General features: G+C 66.0%; 17 protein-coding genes and 3 tRNA genes. 7 read left to right on the forward strand and 13 right to left on the reverse strand.

The annotated features are described in order from the left end of the window. Positions 1-36: 36 nt before the first annotated feature. Together otsA and otsB are read right to left on the reverse strand one after the other, a co-directional pair. Positions 37-1,467: an alpha,alpha-trehalose-phosphate synthase (UDP-forming) gene (gene otsA / locus AB3X98_RS06500; RefSeq protein WP_368604858.1), complete on the reverse strand. Its 1,431-nt coding sequence runs from the start codon at positions 1,465-1,467 to the stop codon at positions 37-39. Between the two features lie 112 nt (positions 1,468-1,579). Continuing rightward, the gene (otsB, locus tag AB3X98_RS06505) at positions 1,580-2,332 is read right to left on the reverse strand and encodes a trehalose-phosphatase (protein WP_342945458.1); all 753 of its coding nucleotides are present in this window, start codon (positions 2,330-2,332) and stop codon (positions 1,580-1,582) included. 372 nt (positions 2,333-2,704) lie between these two features. Between otsB and AB3X98_RS06510 the strand changes: the two genes are divergently transcribed. From AB3X98_RS06510 to AB3X98_RS06520, 3 genes are all read left to right on the forward strand, one after another. Further along, positions 2,705-3,298, forward strand: a complete 594-nt coding sequence (locus AB3X98_RS06510) for an SCO family protein (RefSeq protein WP_368604920.1) — start codon at positions 2,705-2,707, stop codon at positions 3,296-3,298. A gap of 66 nt (positions 3,299-3,364) precedes the next feature. Beyond that, on the forward strand, positions 3,365-3,829 hold the full coding sequence (locus AB3X98_RS06515) for a copper chaperone PCu(A)C (RefSeq protein WP_368604857.1): 465 nt from the start codon (positions 3,365-3,367) through the stop codon (positions 3,827-3,829). 89 nt (positions 3,830-3,918) lie between these two features. Next, positions 3,919-4,803 carry a cytochrome c oxidase assembly protein gene (locus AB3X98_RS06520; protein WP_368604919.1) on the forward strand — a complete coding sequence of 295 codons (885 nt, stop codon included), beginning with the start codon at positions 3,919-3,921 and terminating at the stop codon, positions 4,801-4,803. A 39-nt stretch (positions 4,804-4,842) separates the two neighbouring features. On the opposite strand, the gene AB3X98_RS06525 is transcribed toward AB3X98_RS06520, so the two are convergent. From AB3X98_RS06525 to uvrC, 7 genes are all read right to left on the reverse strand, one after another. Further along, positions 4,843-5,331, reverse strand: coding sequence for a GNAT family N-acetyltransferase (locus AB3X98_RS06525; RefSeq protein WP_342945457.1), 489 nt, complete (start codon positions 5,329-5,331; stop codon positions 4,843-4,845). Positions 5,332-5,417: 86 nt separating this feature from the next. After that, the gene (locus tag AB3X98_RS06530) at positions 5,418-5,690 is read right to left on the reverse strand and encodes a DUF2164 domain-containing protein (protein WP_342951950.1); all 273 of its coding nucleotides are present in this window, start codon (positions 5,688-5,690) and stop codon (positions 5,418-5,420) included. A 124-nt stretch (positions 5,691-5,814) separates the two neighbouring features. Further along, a tRNA-Cys gene (locus AB3X98_RS06535) sits at positions 5,815-5,888 on the reverse strand. Between the two features lie 127 nt (positions 5,889-6,015). After that, positions 6,016-6,091, reverse strand: a tRNA-Gly gene (locus AB3X98_RS06540). Positions 6,092-6,170: 79 nt separating this feature from the next. Beyond that, positions 6,171-6,246 (reverse strand) — tRNA-Gly (locus AB3X98_RS06545). A gap of 187 nt (positions 6,247-6,433) precedes the next feature. Next, positions 6,434-7,024, reverse strand: coding sequence for a CDP-diacylglycerol--glycerol-3-phosphate 3-phosphatidyltransferase (gene pgsA / locus AB3X98_RS06550; protein WP_368604856.1), 591 nt, complete (start codon positions 7,022-7,024; stop codon positions 6,434-6,436). A 122-nt stretch (positions 7,025-7,146) separates the two neighbouring features. Beyond that, entirely contained in the window at positions 7,147-9,369 is a 2,223-nt protein-coding gene (gene uvrC / locus AB3X98_RS06555) for an excinuclease ABC subunit UvrC (protein ID WP_368604855.1), read from the reverse strand. Between the two features lie 200 nt (positions 9,370-9,569). Here uvrC and earP point away from each other — a divergent pair, with 200 nt between their 5' ends. The 4 genes from earP to AB3X98_RS06575 all read left to right on the forward strand — a co-directional run bounded on the left by earP (position 9,570) and on the right by AB3X98_RS06575 (position 13,719). Beyond that, entirely contained in the window at positions 9,570-10,754 is a 1,185-nt protein-coding gene (earP, locus tag AB3X98_RS06560; RefSeq protein ID WP_368604854.1) for an elongation factor P maturation arginine rhamnosyltransferase EarP, read from the forward strand. A 171-nt stretch (positions 10,755-10,925) separates the two neighbouring features. After that, a complete protein-coding gene (gene efp, locus AB3X98_RS06565; protein ID WP_069262560.1) occupies positions 10,926-11,483 on the forward strand; it encodes an elongation factor P in 558 nt (185 codons plus the stop codon). Positions 11,484-11,788: 305 nt separating this feature from the next. Next, positions 11,789-11,998: a CsbD family protein gene (locus AB3X98_RS06570; protein WP_368604853.1), complete on the forward strand. Its 210-nt coding sequence runs from the start codon at positions 11,789-11,791 to the stop codon at positions 11,996-11,998. Between the two features lie 335 nt (positions 11,999-12,333). After that, positions 12,334-13,719 (forward strand): sigma-54 dependent transcriptional regulator, encoded by a 1,386-nt coding sequence (locus AB3X98_RS06575; protein ID WP_069262561.1) that lies wholly within the window; start codon positions 12,334-12,336, stop codon positions 13,717-13,719. 89 nt (positions 13,720-13,808) lie between these two features. Here AB3X98_RS06575 and nagZ read toward each other — a convergent pair whose 3' ends face one another. The 4 genes from nagZ to recO are packed head-to-tail and all read right to left on the reverse strand — an operon-like array spanning position 13,809 to position 17,122. Beyond that, positions 13,809-14,849: a beta-N-acetylhexosaminidase gene (gene nagZ, locus AB3X98_RS06580; protein ID WP_069262562.1), complete on the reverse strand. Its 1,041-nt coding sequence runs from the start codon at positions 14,847-14,849 to the stop codon at positions 13,809-13,811. Between the two features lie 44 nt (positions 14,850-14,893). Continuing rightward, positions 14,894-15,292, reverse strand: coding sequence for a holo-ACP synthase (gene acpS / locus AB3X98_RS06585; protein WP_069262930.1), 399 nt, complete (start codon positions 15,290-15,292; stop codon positions 14,894-14,896). Between the two features lie 55 nt (positions 15,293-15,347). Further along, positions 15,348-16,112 carry a pyridoxine 5'-phosphate synthase gene (pdxJ, locus tag AB3X98_RS06590; protein WP_069262563.1) on the reverse strand — a complete coding sequence of 255 codons (765 nt, stop codon included), beginning with the start codon at positions 16,110-16,112 and terminating at the stop codon, positions 15,348-15,350. Beyond that, the gene (gene recO, locus AB3X98_RS06595; RefSeq protein WP_368604852.1) at positions 16,109-17,122 is read right to left on the reverse strand and encodes a DNA repair protein RecO; all 1,014 of its coding nucleotides are present in this window, start codon (positions 17,120-17,122) and stop codon (positions 16,109-16,111) included. The genes pdxJ and recO overlap by 4 nt, the downstream gene beginning before the upstream one ends. Between the last annotated feature and the right edge of the window lie 15 nt (positions 17,123-17,137).

Raw genomic sequence — 17,137 nt, forward strand, 5'->3', positions numbered from 1 at the left:
TTTTTTCGCTCTCGAATGGGAGCGAGGCGCGGGTGCTCAGCCCTGCGCGCGCTCGAGCGGCGGCAAGCTCACCCCTTGCCGCACGCAGACCCGGCCGAGATCGCGCATGAAGCGGTCGCGCCAGACCGAGACATTGTTCTCGCGCAACTGGGCCATCATGTCCTGATAGCGCGCGAGGCGCTCGGCAAGCGGCATGGAGAGCGCGGCGCCCAGCGCATCGGCCATGCCGTCGATATCGAGCGGATTGACGATCAGCGCGCCGGAAAGCTCCTGCGCCGCGCCGGCAAAGCGCGAGAGCACGAGCACGCCCGGGTCCTCGGGGTCCTGCGCCGACACGTATTCCTTGGCGACGAGGTTCATGCCGTCGCGCAGCGGCGTGACGTAGCCGACGTTCGACGCCCGGAACAGCGCGGCCAGCACCGCCCGTTCGTACTGGCGGTGGATGTACCAGATCGGCGTCCAGTCGAGTTCCGCGTAACGGCCGTTGATACGCCCCGACTCCGCCTCGAGGCGCAGCCGGATGTCCTGATAGGCATGCAGGTCGGCACGCGTGGGCGGCGCGATCTGCACGAACGAGACCTTGTTGCGCTGCGCCGGCGTGTGGTCGAGCAGGCGTTCGAAAGCACGGAAGCGCTCCACGAGCCCCTTCGAGTAGTCGAGCCGGTCCACGCTCATGATGACCTTGCGCCCGTGCAGCGTGGACTTGAGGGTACGCACCGGCTTGCCGCGCTCGCCGGCCTTGGCGAGTTCCGCGATCTCGTCGGGATAGACCCCGATCGGGTAATCGCCCGCGCAGAGCGTCTGCCCGAACGCGTCGATGCGCGTGAGGCCGTCCGGCTGCATCGCCGTCGTGCCCCCCGCCTCGTTCACGATGTAGTCGCAGAAGGCGCGCAGATCGGGCTTGGTCTGGAAGCCGAGCAGGTCGAACGCGCACAGCGCCTCAACCAGCTCGCGATGCGGCGGCACCGCCAGCAACACCTGCGAGGCCGGAAACGGAATGTGCAGGAAGAAGCCGATGCGGTTCTTCACGCCCGCCGCGCGCAATGCCTGGGCGAACGGGATGAGGTGATAGTCGTGGACCCAGATCACGTCGTCTTCGCGCAGCAGCGGCACGAGCTGCTGCGCGAGCCACGCGTTCACGCGGCTATAGCCCTCGTAGTCGTGGCGGTCGTACTGGACGAGATCGGCGCGGTAGTGGAAGGCGGGCCAGAGCGTCGCGTTCGAGAAACCGCGGTAGTACTGGTCGTAGTCGCGCCGCAGCAGGCCGATGGTGGCGAAGGTCACGGGACCGCGCTCTTCGAGGGCGATCTGCGGCTGGCCGGAGGTGAGCACGTCCCCGCTCCAGCCGAACCACATGCCGCCGGTTTCCTTGAGTGCGTCGTACACGCCCACCGCGAGGCCGCCCGCGGCCGGACCGCCTTCGGAAATCGGCGCGACGCGGTTCGACACGATGATCAATCGGCTCATGAGGGGCGGGGTCCGTGCAGGAAATCGGGAAGGCGTGGCGCGCGCGAGGCGGGGCTTCGGCTCGGCCGGGTCAGGCAGTCTACGTGGGCAATGAAGTGAGGCATGCGCGCGGTCATCGGGCGCCTGGCATGGCGGCGACCAGCGATGCGAGCCAGCCGATCAGCGCTTCGACCGAGTCGACGCGCGTCTGCGCGATGGTGTCGCCGCCGCCGACCTTGATTGACAGCCCGCCGAGCGCGTTGACGACGGCGAAGCCCTTTTCGTCGGTCAAGTCGTCGCCGGCGAACACCGGGCTACGGCCCGCGAACGGCGGCTCGTCGAGGAACGCGCGCAGCGCGCGGCCCTTGTCGACGTCCTTCGGCTTGATTTCGTAGACCATTTTGCCGGGCTGCAGGACGTAGGCGTCGGCGTAGTCGGCGGCGAGGCGCTCGGTCGCGGCGCGCGCTTCGGCTTCTCGCTCCGGCGCGTTGCGGTAGTGCAGCGCGAGCGACGCGCCCTTGATCTCGAGCAGCATACCCGCATGCGTGCGCACGACCTCCGCGAGCACCTGCTCCATGTGCAGCAGACGCTGGTCGTTGAAGCCGACACGCTGCGTGTCGCCGTTGGCGTCGCGCCGCTCGGCGCCGTGCAGGCCGGCCACGGGCAGATCGGGCATGCCGAGGAAACCGTCGATGCTCTCGATGCCGCGACCGGAGACGATCGCCACCGCGCCGTGCGTCGCGCGGCGCAACTCGCGCAGCAGCGCGAGCATCTCCGGTCGGACGAGCACGCCATCGGGCGTGGGCGCGAGCTCGACGAGCGTGCCGTCGAAATCGAAGAAAAATGCCGTCTGATCAGGCGGCAAGACTGCCGGAAGTGCTTGCATTGCGTTCTTTTCACCCATCGGCCTCGCTGGCCGGGTACGGCCCCGGGCTGCGCCCAGGGAAAGTGTGCGAATCTTACCGCGCCTTGGATCGATTATCGAGAAAGTGAGGGCTGACCGCCTGTGCAGACATTCCCGGACTCGAAGATGCGGCATATCGACGCGAGCGATCGGCACGACCGGGCCACTCGCGACCGCGCGGACCCAATTTTGCTACAGTCGCAGCGACAAGCCGAGCCCCATGGTCTGAGCGAGCGCGGCCAACGTGATCCAATCGAGTCGACGACATTGCCTTTGTTTCCCACCTTCGAGCGCACGCTGCGCACGTTCCGCACCCGCCTGAGCCGCCACCTTCGCGGCCACCTTCGCGGCGGCATGCGTAGCCTGCGGCACGCGGCGGTGGTGGCCGGCGCGGTGCTGCTCGCCGCGTGTTCGCACCCGGGCGAGGCGTGGCAGCTCACGAACGTGAGCGGTCATCTGCCCGACCTGGACTTCGCGCTCACGGCCGACAACGGCCAACCCGTGACCGGCACCAGTTTTCGCGGAAACACGACGCTCGTCTATTTCGGCTACACGCATTGCCCGGACGTCTGTCCGGAAACCATGGCGCGCCTGATGCAGGTTATAGCGAAGCTCGGCCCCGATGCGGACAAAGTGCGGATACTCTTCATCAGCGTCGATCCGGCGCGCGATACGCCGCAGGCACTTCACGCCTACGTCGGCGCGTTCGACGCCCGGCATGCGCGCGGCCTGACCGGCACCGATGCCCAGATCGAGTCGCTCGCGCGGCGCTACCGCGTGGCCTATCAGATGGAAAAGCGCGACCCCGACGGCGACTACGAAGTCACGCACAGCTCGGCCGTCTATGTGTTCGACGCGCAAGGTCATGCGCGCCTGCTCGCCACCGACCACGACTCTGCGGACGCGATCGCGCATGACCTGCGCCGCGTCATCAACGACACGGCGTGAACGCATGCGGCCTCGCCGGTCCAATCATCGGGTTTTGACGTAACAGCAATCGCAACAGGAAACGTTATGACGAAGAACCTCAAGTCACTCACCGTCTCGCTCGGCTGCGCGCTGAGCACCTTCGGTGCGCTCGCCGCCTTCGCGCCCGGCGCACACGCCGCCACCACGCTGAGCGCGCAGGACGCATGGGTGCGCTGGCTGCCCAACGACCTGCCGGCCGCGGGCTACGTGACGCTCAAGAACGATGGCGACCAGCCGGTCGACCTCGTGGGTGTCTCGAGCGACGCTTACGGCATGGTCATGCTGCATCAGACAGTCTCGAATGGCTCGACGCAGAAGATGGTCATGGTGCACAAGGCGACGGTGCCTGCGCACGGCACGCTCGCCATCGCGCCGGGTGGCTACCACCTGATGCTGGAGAAAGCGAAGCACAAGGTCGCGCCGGGCGACACCGTGAACGTGAAGCTGCAGTTCTCGGACGGCGAAACGCTCGACACGCCGTTCGCGGTCAAGCCGCCCTCGGGGCAGTAAGGCCGCGGTAACACCACCGCGCGCGCATTCAAGACTGGTTGCGCGCGCAAGCATGTCGAACCCGCGATGAAGCCGCCGCCATGCTCGCGATGACCCTGCTCTACTGGCTCCAGCCCTGGGAGCCTTCGCCGACCGTGATGATCTGCACGATGCTCGCGGCGGTGTTGTTCGTGCGCGGCAAGCGGCACGCGCGGGTGTCGCTCGCACGCCAGCTCTCGTTCTGGTTCGGGCTTGGCGCGCTCTACGTCGTGCTGCATACGCGCCTCGACTACTACTTCGAGCACGAGTTCTTCATGCATCGCGCGCAGCACCTGGTGCTGCACCATCTGGGGCCGTTCTTTATCGCGCTCGCCTACCCGGGTGCGGCGCTGCGCGCGGGCATTCCGTTCAGGTGGCGGCAGCGCTTCGTGCGTCCCGCGCTCGCCGCTCGACCCGTGCGCGTGGCGCTCGACATCGTCATGCATCCCGTCGTCGCGGTCGGACTCTTCGTCGGGCTCATCTATTTCTGGCTCTTTTCGCCGATCCACCTCATCGCGATGCTCGACTGGCGTCTCTACCGCGTCATGAACTGGAGCATGGTGATCGACGGGCTGTTGTTCTGGTGGCTCGTGCTCGACTCGCGCCCCGCGCCGCCCGCGCGCCTCTCGCCGGGCAAGCGTGTGCTCGTCGTGATCGCGGCGATTCCGCCGCAGATCGTGCTCGGCGCGTTCATCTTTTTCACGCCGCACGAGCTTTACCCGGTCTATTCGATCTGCGGCCGCGCGTTCACCTGGCTCTCGCCAATGCGCGACCAGCAGATCGGCGGGTTGCTGCTGTGGATTCCGGGGTCGATGATGAGCGTGGTCGGCGCGCTGGTCGCGCTGCGCCACTGGATGCGGCTATCCGCGCGCGGACGATTGCAGCGGGACCGGCGGCCCGGCATGCGTCCGGCGGACGGCCAGCGTCACGAGGAAGGGCGCACCCTGCGCACGTAAAGCACTCGAGTGCCGGCGCAAGATGCGATCAACGTCGAATCAGGCCGAGCGCATCCATACGTGCGCAATGCCGTCCTCGTCGTGAATCTCGCCAACGGGCGAGAAGCCGAACGCACCGTAGAACTTCTGCAGATGCGCCTGGGCATGCAGACGCATCGCGACCTCCGGCCATTGACGCTCGATCTGCGCGATGGCGCGCTCGAGCAGCGCGTTGCCGAGCTTGATGCCGCGGTGGTTTTGCGACGTCACCACGCGGCCGATGCGCACGTCGGGGTCCTGCGCGTCAGGCAGCAGCACGCGCAAATAGCCCGCAAGCTCTCGCGCGCCGCCCTGCTCGCTCCATGCGAACAGATGCCATGCGCCGAAGTCGAGACCGTCGATATCGCCATACACGCAGTTCTGCTCGACGACGAACGCGTCCGAGCGCAGTTTGAGCATGGCGTAGACTTCGCGCGCGTCGAGCGCATCAAAGGCTTTCCATTGCCAGTCGAATTGGGGCAGCGGCAAGGCGGTGGACTGCACGGTCATGGTCGGTGATTTCCATCAAGGCGTCGTGAATGACCACGATTATGCCGCGCGCCGCGAGCGCCACAAACTCGCGACTCTCGCAGCGCTCACTTTCGCCGGCGCGGTTGCTCGTATTTGCGCCAGTACTGGAATGGCTCCTCGTGCAGATCGATGTCGAGATCGACGATGCGCGCCTGCATGCTCTCCTGCGCGTCGGCAATGGCCTTGTTGTAGACCGCCGGCGCGATCTCTTCGAGAAAGAAGCCCAGCAGCGCGCCCGCTGCGATGTTGCCGATCGGCTCTTCCATGTTGGCATCGAAATAGCGCTGGATGGAGGCGATCGCTTCGGTGCGCGCGTCTTCGGGGAGTTCGATGGACATGTCGGCAAACCGCGGAGGAAAGGTTGCGGTTATTTTGCGCCAGGCGCGTTGGCGTGTCGCGAAAAACGCAGCAAGGCGGCCGCAAAAAACAAAAGCCACCCGAAGGTGGCTTTTGTTTTGCATCTGGAGGCGCGAGCCGGAGTCGAACCGGCCTACACGGCTTTGCAGGCCGCTGCATAACCGCTTTGCTATCGCGCCAGAAGCGGACTGACCGGGGTGCGGAAACTGCTTGCGCTCGCAACGACCGGACAGATTTGTTTGATGGCTTGATACGCTGACCAAAACCTGCCAAACAAAAAGGGAAGCGCTGCTTCCCCTTGGCATTTGGAGCGGGAGACGAGTCTCGAACTCGCGACCTCAACCTTGGCAAGGTTGCGCTCTACCAACTGAGCTACTCCCGCAAATATCCTGCTTTACTGCGACTTTTACTGCTTCGGCACTTCGTTTTTCGTTACTGCAAAAACGCCGCACCTAAAATTCTGGAGCGGGAGACGAGTCTCGAACTCGCGACCTCAACCTTGGCAAGGTTGCGCTCTACCAACTGAGCTACTCCCGCATATTCGCTTCAGATTTCGCCGAATTTTCAACTAACATCGGCCTATCTTCTGCTATCTCCACCACATCTTCTTACTTGCTACTGCGTCGTGCAGCGGAGAAGTGAGATTATGTATAACCCGCAGAATCGTGTCAACCCCTTCGCATGATCTTTTTGGAAAAGACATAAGGGATTCACAGCATAGGGGTCACAAGCTCCCCCGTTCGCGGATCTGGGGCCACGCGAGCTTCATGTAGTAAAGCATCGACCAGATCGTGAGGAACGCTGCCACGTAGATGAGCCACGCACCCCACACGCGCGAGTCGAACAGCGTTATGCCACCGAGCGTGAGCGGGGCGTAGAACAGCAGCATGGGAATCGCGACCATCTGGCACGCGGTCTTGAACTTGCCGAGCGAATTCACGGCCACGCTCTTCGACGCGCCGATCTGCGCCATCCACTCGCGCAGCGCCGAGATCGCGATTTCGCGCCCGACGATCACGAGCGCGATCACGGCGTCGAGACGCTGCAGATGCACGAGCACGAGCAGAGCCGCGGTCACCATGAGCTTGTCCGCGACGGGATCGAGGAATGCGCCGAACGACGAGGTCTGATTCCACTTGCGCGCGAGAAAACCGTCGAACCAGTCGGTGAGCGCCGCCAGCACGAAGAGCAGCATCGCCAGCACGTTCTGCTGCATCGGGGAAAGCATCGTCTGCGGCAGATAGAACACGCCAACCACGAGCGGAATCGCCAGGATCCGCAGCCAGGTCAGGAGAATCGGGATATTGAACGGCATCGGCTGGCGCTATCTGTCGGGGAGATGCAATGATGGGAGATGCAATTGTGCCGCGTCGCCGCACGTGCCACAAGCAACCGTAAGGAATGGCCCAACCGGACCCGGCCAGCGACGCCGCCGCATCAGTGAAGCTGCTGGTAGATCTGCTCGGCGAGCGAGCGCGAGATGCCCTCCACGCTCGCCAGATCCTCCACGCTCGCCGCCATCACGCCGCGCAGGCCGCCAAAGCGCGCGAGCAGGCGCTGGCGACGCTTCGCCCCCACGCCCTCCAGTTCTTCGAGACGCGAAGTCTGGCGCGTTTTGCCGCGCTTCGCGCGCATGCCCGTGATGGCGAAGCGGTGCGCTTCGTCGCGGATCTGCGCGACGAGCATGAGTGCGGCGCTCTCCTTGCCGAGTTCGAGCGGCGCACGGCCGTCGGCGAACACGAGCGTTTCGAGGCCGACCTTGCGGCCCTCGCCCTTCGCCACGCCCACCAGCATCGCCGGATCGAGACCCAGTTCGGTGAACACCTGGCGCGCAATCTCGACCTGCCCCTTGCCGCCGTCGATCAGCACGATATTGGGCAGCGTGCCGCCGGGCGGCGGGGCTTCGACTGACTCGCTGGCCTCCATGGCTTGCGACGCGGCATCCGGGTCGGCCGGATCGGGCGCAGGCACGGACAGCCCAGGCGCCTCGTCGGCTTCGGCGCGCGCCGCTTGCGCGACCATCTTTTCGTAGCGCCGCGTGAGCACCTGGCGCATGGCGGCGTAGTCGTCGCCGGGCGTGATGCCGGTGATGTTGTAGCGCCGGTATTCGGCCGACTGCATCTTGTGATGGTGATACACCACGCATGAGGCCTGGGTCGCCTCGCCCATCGTGTGGCTGATGTCGAAGCACTCGATGCGCAGGTGCGCGAGGTCGTCCAGCTCGAGCCCGAGCAGTTGCGCGAGCGTGCGCGTGCGGGCCTGCTGCGAGCCCTGCTCGGAGAGCAGACGCGCGAGCGCGAGCCGCGCATTCTGTTCGGCCATGGCAAGCCATGCGCGCTTCTGACCTTGCGGCTGACGCAGCACCGTGACCTTGTGCCCGGCCTGCTCGCTCAGCACGTCCACGAGTTCGCGGTTCGCGGGCGGATGGCTCACCACCAGCACGGGCGGCACACGGTTGCCGAAGTAATGCTGCGCGATGAAGGCGTCGAGCACTTCGGATTCGATGCCGATCTCGCGCTTTCTGCGCGCATCCGCCTGCGGCTCGAGCGCGGGCGTGGCGGTTTCGGCATCGCTTGCCGCGTCGTCATCGTCGGCGAGATCGGCCGCGATGGCGAGCGGATCCGCTTCGAGCGCCGCATCGTCCTGTGCGTCTTCCGCCTGCGCTTCCTCGACGTAGTCCTCCACCGTCTTGCGCGCGAGCGTGGGCAGCGACTTCAGCGCGCTTGCCGCGACCACGGTCTCGCTGTCGATTTCCTCGGCGACGCCGCCCTCCTCGTCGGTCAGCGCGCGCTCCACATGCGCGGGGAAATAAGCCTTGTCGCCCAGATGCCGGCCGCCGCGCACCATCGCGAGATTCACGCAAACGCGCCCGCCCAGCGCCACCACGGCAAGAATGTCGACGTCGCTCTCGCTACCCGTTTCGATGGCCTGCTGATGCAGCACCGTCGAAAGCGAACTCATCTGGTTGCGCACGGAGGCCGCCTGCTCGAACTTAAGCTCCGCGGCGAACGCGTGCATCTTCGTCTCGAGTTCCTTCATCACCTCGTTCTGACGGCCCAGCAAAAAACGCGATGCGTTGTTCACGTCGCGCGCGTAATCCTCTTCGCTTATGGCGCCCACGCAAGGCGCCGTGCAGCGACCGATCTGATGCAGCAGGCAGGGCCGCGTGCGGTTGTTGAACACCGAGTCCTCGCAGGTGCGCAACTGGAATACGCGCTGCAGGATCTGGATGCTCTCGCGCACCGCCGACGCACTCGGAAACGGCCCGAAGTACTGGTTGTTGCGATCCACCGCGCCGCGGTAGTACGCCATGCGCGGGAACTTGTGCCCGGTGATCTTGAGAAACGGATACGACTTGTCGTCGCGAAAAAGGATGTTGTAGCGCGGTGTGAGCGCCTTGATGAGGTTGTTCTCGAGCAGCAGCGCCTCGGCCTCGGAACGCGTGACCGTGGTTTCGATGCGCGCGATACGCGTGATCATCATCGCGATGCGCGGCGAAAGCTGCGTCTTGGTGAAGTAGCTCGATACGCGCTTTTTCAGGTCGCGCGCCTTGCCGACGTAGAGCACCGCGCCTTGCGCGTCGTAGTAGCGATACACGCCCGGCAGATGCGGCAACTGCGCGAGCGCCTTTTTCGGGTCGAAAACGTCGGTGTCGGTCATCCAGTTTCGGGGACGGGCGGTGCGTCGAGAGAGATGAGACCTGGCCCAGCGCCGCCGTCGCGACGCATTCATGGCTGTGTCCTAGAATCGCAAGTTTAGATCATTCCATGCCGCACGGAACCTGCGCCGAACTTGCCGGCCGGGCGTTCTGCACCCGCTTGCTGCATGGCGGTCCCGATTCTCCGCGTCACCCGCTACCTATGACAGAAGCCCCCACACCCACCGCCGTCAGCGCTAGCGCCATTGCCTGCGACCTCTTTTGCGCCGTCATCGACAATTTCGGCGACATCGGCGTGTGCTGGCGGCTCGCACGCCAGCTCGCGCACGAGCACGGCTGGCAGGTGCGCCTCTTCGTCGACGACTTGCACGCGTTTCGCAAGCTCTGCCCCGCGCTCGACCCGAGCCGCGCCACGCAATCGGTCGAAGGCGTGCTCGTCGAGCACTGGCACGCGCCGGAGCATGCGGGCGACACGCTGCAAATCGCCGATGTCGTGATCGAGGCGTTCGCGTGCGAGCTGCCGGGCGTCTACGTCGCGGCGATGGCCGAGCGTGCGCGCAAGCCCGTCTGGCTCAACCTCGAATATCTGAGCGGCGAGGACTGGGTCGCCGACTTTCATCTGCGGCCGTCGCCGCACCCGCGTTACGCGCTCGCCAAGCACTTCTTCTTTCCCGGCCTCGGACCCGGCACGGGGGGCGTGCTCAAGGAGCGCACGCTCGATGCGGCGCGCGCGGACTTCGAGCGCTCACCGGACGAGCGCGCCGCATGGTGGCAGCGCGCCACGGGCGGCCCACCGCCCGGGCCGGAAGCCACCGTGATCTCGCTCTTCGCCTATGAGAATCCCGCCGTCGACGCGCTGCTCGAGCAATGGCGCGACGGCGCGAAGCCGGTGGTCCTGCTCGTGCCGGAGGGCCGCATCTCTGGCGCGCTCGCGCGCTTTTTCGGAGAGCCGGCGTTCGGTGCAGGTTCGCAGGCCACGCGCGGCGCGCTTCGCGCGCACGCGCTGGCGTTCACCGAGCAGCGCGGTTACGACCCCCTGCTCTGGGCGAGCGACCTCAACTTCGTGCGCGGCGAGGACTCGTTCGTGCGCGCCCAATGGGCCGCGCGACCGTTCGTGTGGCACATCTACCCGCAAGCCGACGACGCCCATCTGCCGAAGCTCGACGCCGCGCTCGCGCACTACGGCCGCACGCTGCCGAAGGCACCGCGCGCCGCGCTCGGACGCTTCTGGCATGCGTGGAACGGCCGCGGCACGCCGGACTGGGCCGATTTTGCGCAGCATCTGCCCGCCTACGCGGCGCGCGCCAACGCCTGGGCGGCCGAACTCGGGCAGGTTGGCGATCTCGCCGGAAATCTCGCCGAGTTCGCAAAAAGTCAGTTAAAATAAGCGGTTATCCGACGGCAACCGTCTCAAGCGCTTCGAGTTCCGCGGCCCCCATCGTGCACGCATGAAAGAGGGTCGCAGCAACTGCACCTGCTGCAGCAACCGAATCCGCTTGCGACGTTTGCCGTCGAGCACACTCGAAGCTACTTAATCTGGACAGGACAGTTTTTTACTATGAAGACCGCACAGGAACTCCGCGTCGGCAACGTCGTGATGATCGGTAACGACGCGATGGTCGTGCAGAAGGCCGAATACAACAAGTCGGGCCGCAACGCCGCCGTCGTCAAGATGAAGTTCAAGAACCTGCTGACCGGCGCGGGCATGGAAACCGTGTACAAGGCGGACGACAAGTTCGACGTCGTCGTGCTGGATCGCAAGGAAGTGACGTACTCGTACTTCGCCGACCCGATGTACGTGTTCATGGACGCCGACTACAACCAGTTCGAAGTCGAAGGCGAAATGATGGGCGACGCCCTGAACTACCTCGAAGACGGCATGGCTTGCGAAGTCGTGTTCTACAACGAGAAGGCCATCTCGGTCGAACTGCCGACCGTGCTGGTGCGCGAGATCATCTACACCGAACCGGCCGTCAAGGGCGACACGTCGTCGGGCAAGGTCCTGAAGACCGCCAAGCTGAACACCGGTTTCGAGCTGCAAGTGCCGCTCTTCTGCAACATCGGCGACAAGATCGAAATCGACACGCGTACGAACGAGTACCGCAGCCGCGCCTAACGGCGGGCTGACGACAGCCTCAGGCCGAAAAGGCGCCCGCCCGCTGCCCCAGCGGCAAAAGGCGGACACCGCTATGAAAGCGCCCCCCGGGGCGCTTTTTCTTTTTTTGCCGAACGTGTATGTTTGAGAGTGCTACGGAAAACCTTACCGGTTATGCGCGATGGATTACGTGCTTGCCGCCTTTAGCGGACAAGCGGCGAGCAAGGGCAGCGCGCACCGGTCAAAGTGACTCCCGCGGCACGATTTCTGCTGTGGGGTGAGAGAGCATGCGTACCACGCTCTTTCCCCTTTTCAGGAGAAACACAATGAACAACGACATTGCCGAAGGCAAGTGGAAGCAGTTGATCGGCAAGGCCAAAGCGGCATGGGGCGAGCTGACGGACGACGAACTCGCAAAAGCCGAAGGCCGTGCGGATCGGCTCGCCGGGCTTATCCAGGAACGTTACGGCAAGACGCGTGACGAGGCGGAACTGGAAGTGCGCCGCTGGTTCGACGCGCACCGGCCACCCGACTGACGCACCGTCCACGGCATGGCCGGTACGGACGTCGCCCACTTGCAGGCAAACAGGGGGTTGCACGCATGCCAAAGCGCCTGGCGCTTCGGCTTGCGCTGCTGCTCGGCCCCGCCGGCAGTTCACTGCCCGGCAACGCCGTCGCGCCCCCGTTCTGGCGCAGCACAACTGGGAGGACCGGAACTGAACACCCTGCTACGAGACATCTCCGTGATCTCGGTGAATTCTTTCGCATCGTGCCGCGCTCCCGCGCGCCGCGCGGCTGCCTGCCGGGGCGCACGCGCTACCCGCGCGTGCAGCACCGGCGCGACTGCGCTCATCCGTAAGCCGCTACCGCCATGCCACACGCCCTGATTGTCGAAGACGATCCCAATAGCCTGTCAGGTCTGTCTGCGATCCTGTCGGCCGACGGGTTCTCCGTCGACACCGCTGCCACCCTCGCCGAAGCGCGTGCCGCCCTTGCGCGCTTCATCCCCGACGTCGTACTCGTCGACCTGAACCTGCCCGATGGCGGCGGCCTCGAGTTGCTGCCGCATTTGCCGGCGCAGCCGCCAGGCGGCGCCCTGCCGGTGATCGTGATGACCGGCAACGCCACGGTCGAAAGCGCGATCGAAGGCCTGCGCCACGGCATCTGGGACTATCTGCTCAAGCCCGTCAACATTCCGCGCCTGCGCAGCCTGCTCGCACGCATTCCGCGTCCCTACGAGCTAACCGAGGAGGTCAGCGCGCTGCGCGCGACACTGCGCAAGATGGGCCACTTCGGGCCGATGCTCGGCCGCAGCAGCGCGATCCAGCATGTCTACGACACGCTCGAACAGCTCGCGCCCACCGAAGCGGCGCTGCTCGTGCACGGCGAAGCCGGCACCGGCAAGGAAGTCGCGGCGCGCACGCTGCACCAGCTGAGCCGCCGCCGCAAGGGGCCGTTCATCGTGTGCGACGCGCGCTCGCTCGTGGCCGAAGCGGCCGCGGGCCGGCCGCTGGCGAGCGTGCTGTTCGGCCACGAGCGGGGCGCGTTCACGGGCGCGGAACAGCGCGAGCCGGGTCTCGTCGATCAGGCGAGCGGCGGTACGCTTTTCATCGACGAGCTGACCGACCTGCCGCGTGAGCAGCAGGAAACACTGCTGCGCGCGCTCGATTCGCAGACCTTCATGCGCGTGGGCGGCAACAGCGAGGTAGGCACCGATTTCCGCCTGATCGCGGCCACCCATGCGAACCCGCGCGAAGCCGTCCAGCAGGGTGCACTGCACGAGGATCTCTGGCTGCGCCTCGATGCGGCGGCGATCCAGCTGCCGCCGCTGCGAGAGCGCGACGACGACGCCGCCCTGCTCGCGCTCGCCTGCATCGACGAACTCAATCAGGAGGCCCAGGCGCACGGTCTGGCCGGCGCGACGCGGCTCGTCGCGCCCTCGTTTATCCGCGAGTGCCTCGCGTACGACTGGCCCGGCAACGTCCGCGAACTGCACGAACGCGTGAGGCGCGCGTGGCACGCCTCGGGCGAGGTGCTCGAGACGCTGCAGGCCGAGGAAAGCAGCGGCGCGGGCCCGCGCGAGATGAACGGCGGCCGCGTGCAGGTCACCGTGGGCACGCCGCTCGCCGACGTGGAGGAAATGCTGATCCGCGCGACGCTCGACGCCGTGGGCGGCACGCGGCACCGCGCCGCGTCGCTGCTCGGCATCAGCCCCAAGACGCTCTATAACAAGCTCCAGCGCATGCGGCTCAACTGAATCGGCAAAACGCACGCACGTTGTAAAAAGGCTGTCCTTCGTTTCCGAAGGACAGCCTTTTTCATTCCACCGATGCAGCAATCAGCACATCAAGGCAGCACGCTGCGCAGTAACGCCTGCGCCTCGATGTACCCCGGGTCCGCTACCATCCTGTCCCAGCGCTGCGCCTTGCCGCGCGCGCGCATGCGCTTGATGCGCAGCCCCGAAGCCTTGGGCGCGCGGCGCGGCTCCATCGTACGCAACGCGTCAAGCACCTTCCCGGCTTCGTGCGGTTGGTTGCAGATCAGCACCATGTCGCAACCCGCTTCGAGCGCGGCGCGCGCGCCCTCGGTGAGCGTACCGCCCTGGCGCGCGGCCTCCATCGAGAGGTCGTCGCTGAAGATCGCGCCCGTGAAGCGCAAGCGCTTGCGCAGCACTTCCTCGACCCAGATGCGCGAGAAGCCCGCGGGCTTCGCATCGACCTTCGGATAAATCACGTGCCCCGGCATCACCGCCGTGAGCGAGAGACCGAGCCAGTCGTAAGGCTGTGCGTCTTCGCCGAGGATCGCTTCGAGCGGACGCTCGTCGACGGGCACCGCGACGTGCGAGTCCGCCGTCGCGAAGCCATGCCCCGGGAAATGCTTGCCGCAATTGGCCATGCCCGCAAGGGATAGCCCGTGATTGAGACTCTTGGCGAGCAGCGTGACGACCCGCGGATCGCGATGGAACGCGCGATCGCCGACCACCTTCGACTGGCCGTAGCCGAGATCGAGCACCGGCGTGAACGAGAGATCGATGCCGCATGCGCGCAGCTCGCTCGCGAGGATATAGCCCACCGCCGTCGCGAGCTTCGTGGCGAGCAGCACATCCTTGTCCCACAAGGCGCCCAGGCGCCCCATGGCGGGCAGCACGGTGAAGCCGTCGGTGCGAAAGCGCTGCACGCGGCCGCCTTCGTGGTCGACGGCGATCAGCAGGTCCTCGCGCACCGAGCGGATGGCGTCGGTCAGCGCAACGAGCTGCGCGCGGTTCTCGTAGTGACGCGCGAACAGGATCACGCCGCCCGTCATCGGGTGTGCGAGGCGACGCACGTCGTCGTCGTTCAGCGTGGTGCCGACCACGTCGAGCATGACTGGCCCGGGATTATTCTTCATCGATGAGTTTTGCGTAGATGCCGCGCAACGCACGGCGAAAGATATCAACCGTTGATTTCCGCAACCACGAACGACACCGCGTAGTCATGCTCGTCGGTGATGCTCACGCGCGCCGTGATACCGCGTTCGTCGAGCCACCGCGCGAGTTCGCCCGAAGCGACGATCACCGGACGGCCGCCCGGCTCGTTGAGGGTCTGCATGGCGCGCCAGGTCATCGGCATACGCATGCCGAGGCCGATCGCTTTCGAGAACGCCTCTTTCGCGGAGAACCGCGTGCATAGATACGCGAGGCCCCGCGCCGCCGAGCGCGCCTTGCGCGCCTCGTAGACGGCGAGTTCGTCCGGGCCAAGCACGCGCGGCGCGAAGCGCCCGTTGGTGCGCTCCATGACCGCCGCCACTCGGCTCACCTGGATGATGTCGGTGCCGATACCGTAGATCGCCATGAGACTCCCGTCGATGTCTGTCGATTGCGCCTGACGCGATGGCGCGGGGTAGCAGTCAGCCGCGCGTGCCGAGGCGCGCCGCAACCATGATCGCCTTCATTTCGCGCACCGCGTTCTCCCAGCCCGCAAAAATTGCGTGCGCAACGATCGCGTGGCCGATGTTCAGCTCGACGATGCCGTCGATGGCCGCGATCTGCTGCACGTTCGTATAGTGCAGACCGTGGCCGGCATTCACCTTCAGTCCGAGGCTGTTGCCGCAGCTCACGCCGGTGACCACGCGCTCGTATTCGCGCTCCTGCTCGCCGGCGTCGTGCGCCTCGGCGTAGCGGCCCGTATGCAACTCGATCACGGGCGCGCCCGTTTCGTGCGCCGCGCGAATCTGCGTTTCGTCCGGGTCGATGAAAAGCGAGACGCGGCAGCCCGCATCGGCAAGTTGACGGCAGGCGGCGGCAACGGCGTCGAAGTGGCCCGCGACGTCGAGGCCGCCTTCGGTCGTCAGTTCCGCGCGCTTTTCGGGCACGAGGCAAACGTCATGCGGCTTGATCTCGCACGCAATGTCGAGCATCTCGGGCGTCACCGCGCATTCGAGATTCATGCGCGTTTTCAGCTGCGGACGCAGCGCGCGCACGTCGGCGTCGACGATATGGCGGCGATCCTCGCGCAGATGCAGCGTGATCGCGTCGGCGCCCGCCTCTTCGGCGAGAAGCGCCGCGCGGATCGGATCGGGATAAGCGGTGCCGCGCGCGTTGCGCAGCGTGGCGACGTGATCGATGTTCACACCGAGGTCGATCACGTTGGGCGAAGTGAGAAAGAAGCTCATAGGTTCTGCAAGTCGATCAGAATCTGGCGCGTCGCGAGCGGCGTGCCGCCAAGGTACATGTTCAGCAGGAAGCGCATGAGCGCCTTGCTCTGCGCAACCGTCTGGGGTCGATGGTAATCGTCCTCTTCCATGTCGAGCAACGTCTGACCCGAAAGCCGGGGCCATTGAGAAGGCCATTCATCCGATGCTTCGCGCACGCCGCGTTCCGGATCGAACACGTAGCGCCCTTCGGCCGCGACGGTCTTGCGGTTCACGGTGCGGTTGAGTGCGAGCGCATAGCCGGCCTCGCGCAGCAGCACGCGCTCGAACGAGCGCAGCACCTGCACGGGCGGCTCGTCGTGCGCGAGGCGCGTGAGCGTCACGACGTAGTGGCGAAAGAGTTCGGGGTGCGGGTCTTCGCGCGCGATGAACTTCACGAGCAGCTCGTTCACGTAGAAGCCGCACAGGAGCGCGTCGCCGGTCAGCGGCAACATGCCGCCGACCCACTCGGCGCCCGTGAGTGTGCGCACCTCGCCCTTGCCGGTCCACGAAAGCGCGAGCGGCTGGAAGGTTTGCAGCACGCCGCGCAACGCCGAATGCGGACGCTTCGCGCCCTTCGCGACGAGCGCCACGCGGCCGTGATCGCGCGAGAGCACATCGATGATGAGGCTCGTCTCGCGGTACGGATAGCTGTGCAGCACGAAAGCCGGCTGCTCGGCGATGCGGTAATCGGGGGTCGTGCTGCGTGACGCGCGCGGCAATTGCGAGCGCGCGGTGGTCTTGCGGCCGTTGCGCGGTTCGGCGCGGCCTTCGAGCATGGCGTCGGCGCCTTCGGTCATCGCGTTGCGCGTGGCGGCGCCTTTCGTCGCCTTCGTGCTGCGCGTGCTCGTCGCACTTTGGGTGCCTTTCGCGGGCGAGCGACGCGCGCTGCGGGAACCGGTCGGTTCGTCCGCAGCGATTGCCTCGTCGGCCTGCGCGTCATCGTGCGCGGGCCAGTCGTCGTGCAGGGTTCCGGCTGCGCCGTCACTCATACGCGGTGCCCGTCG

Source organism: Paraburkholderia sp. BR14312 (assembly GCF_040948675.1).
Classification (GTDB): Bacteria; Pseudomonadota; Gammaproteobacteria; order Burkholderiales; family Burkholderiaceae; genus Paraburkholderia; species Paraburkholderia nodosa_A.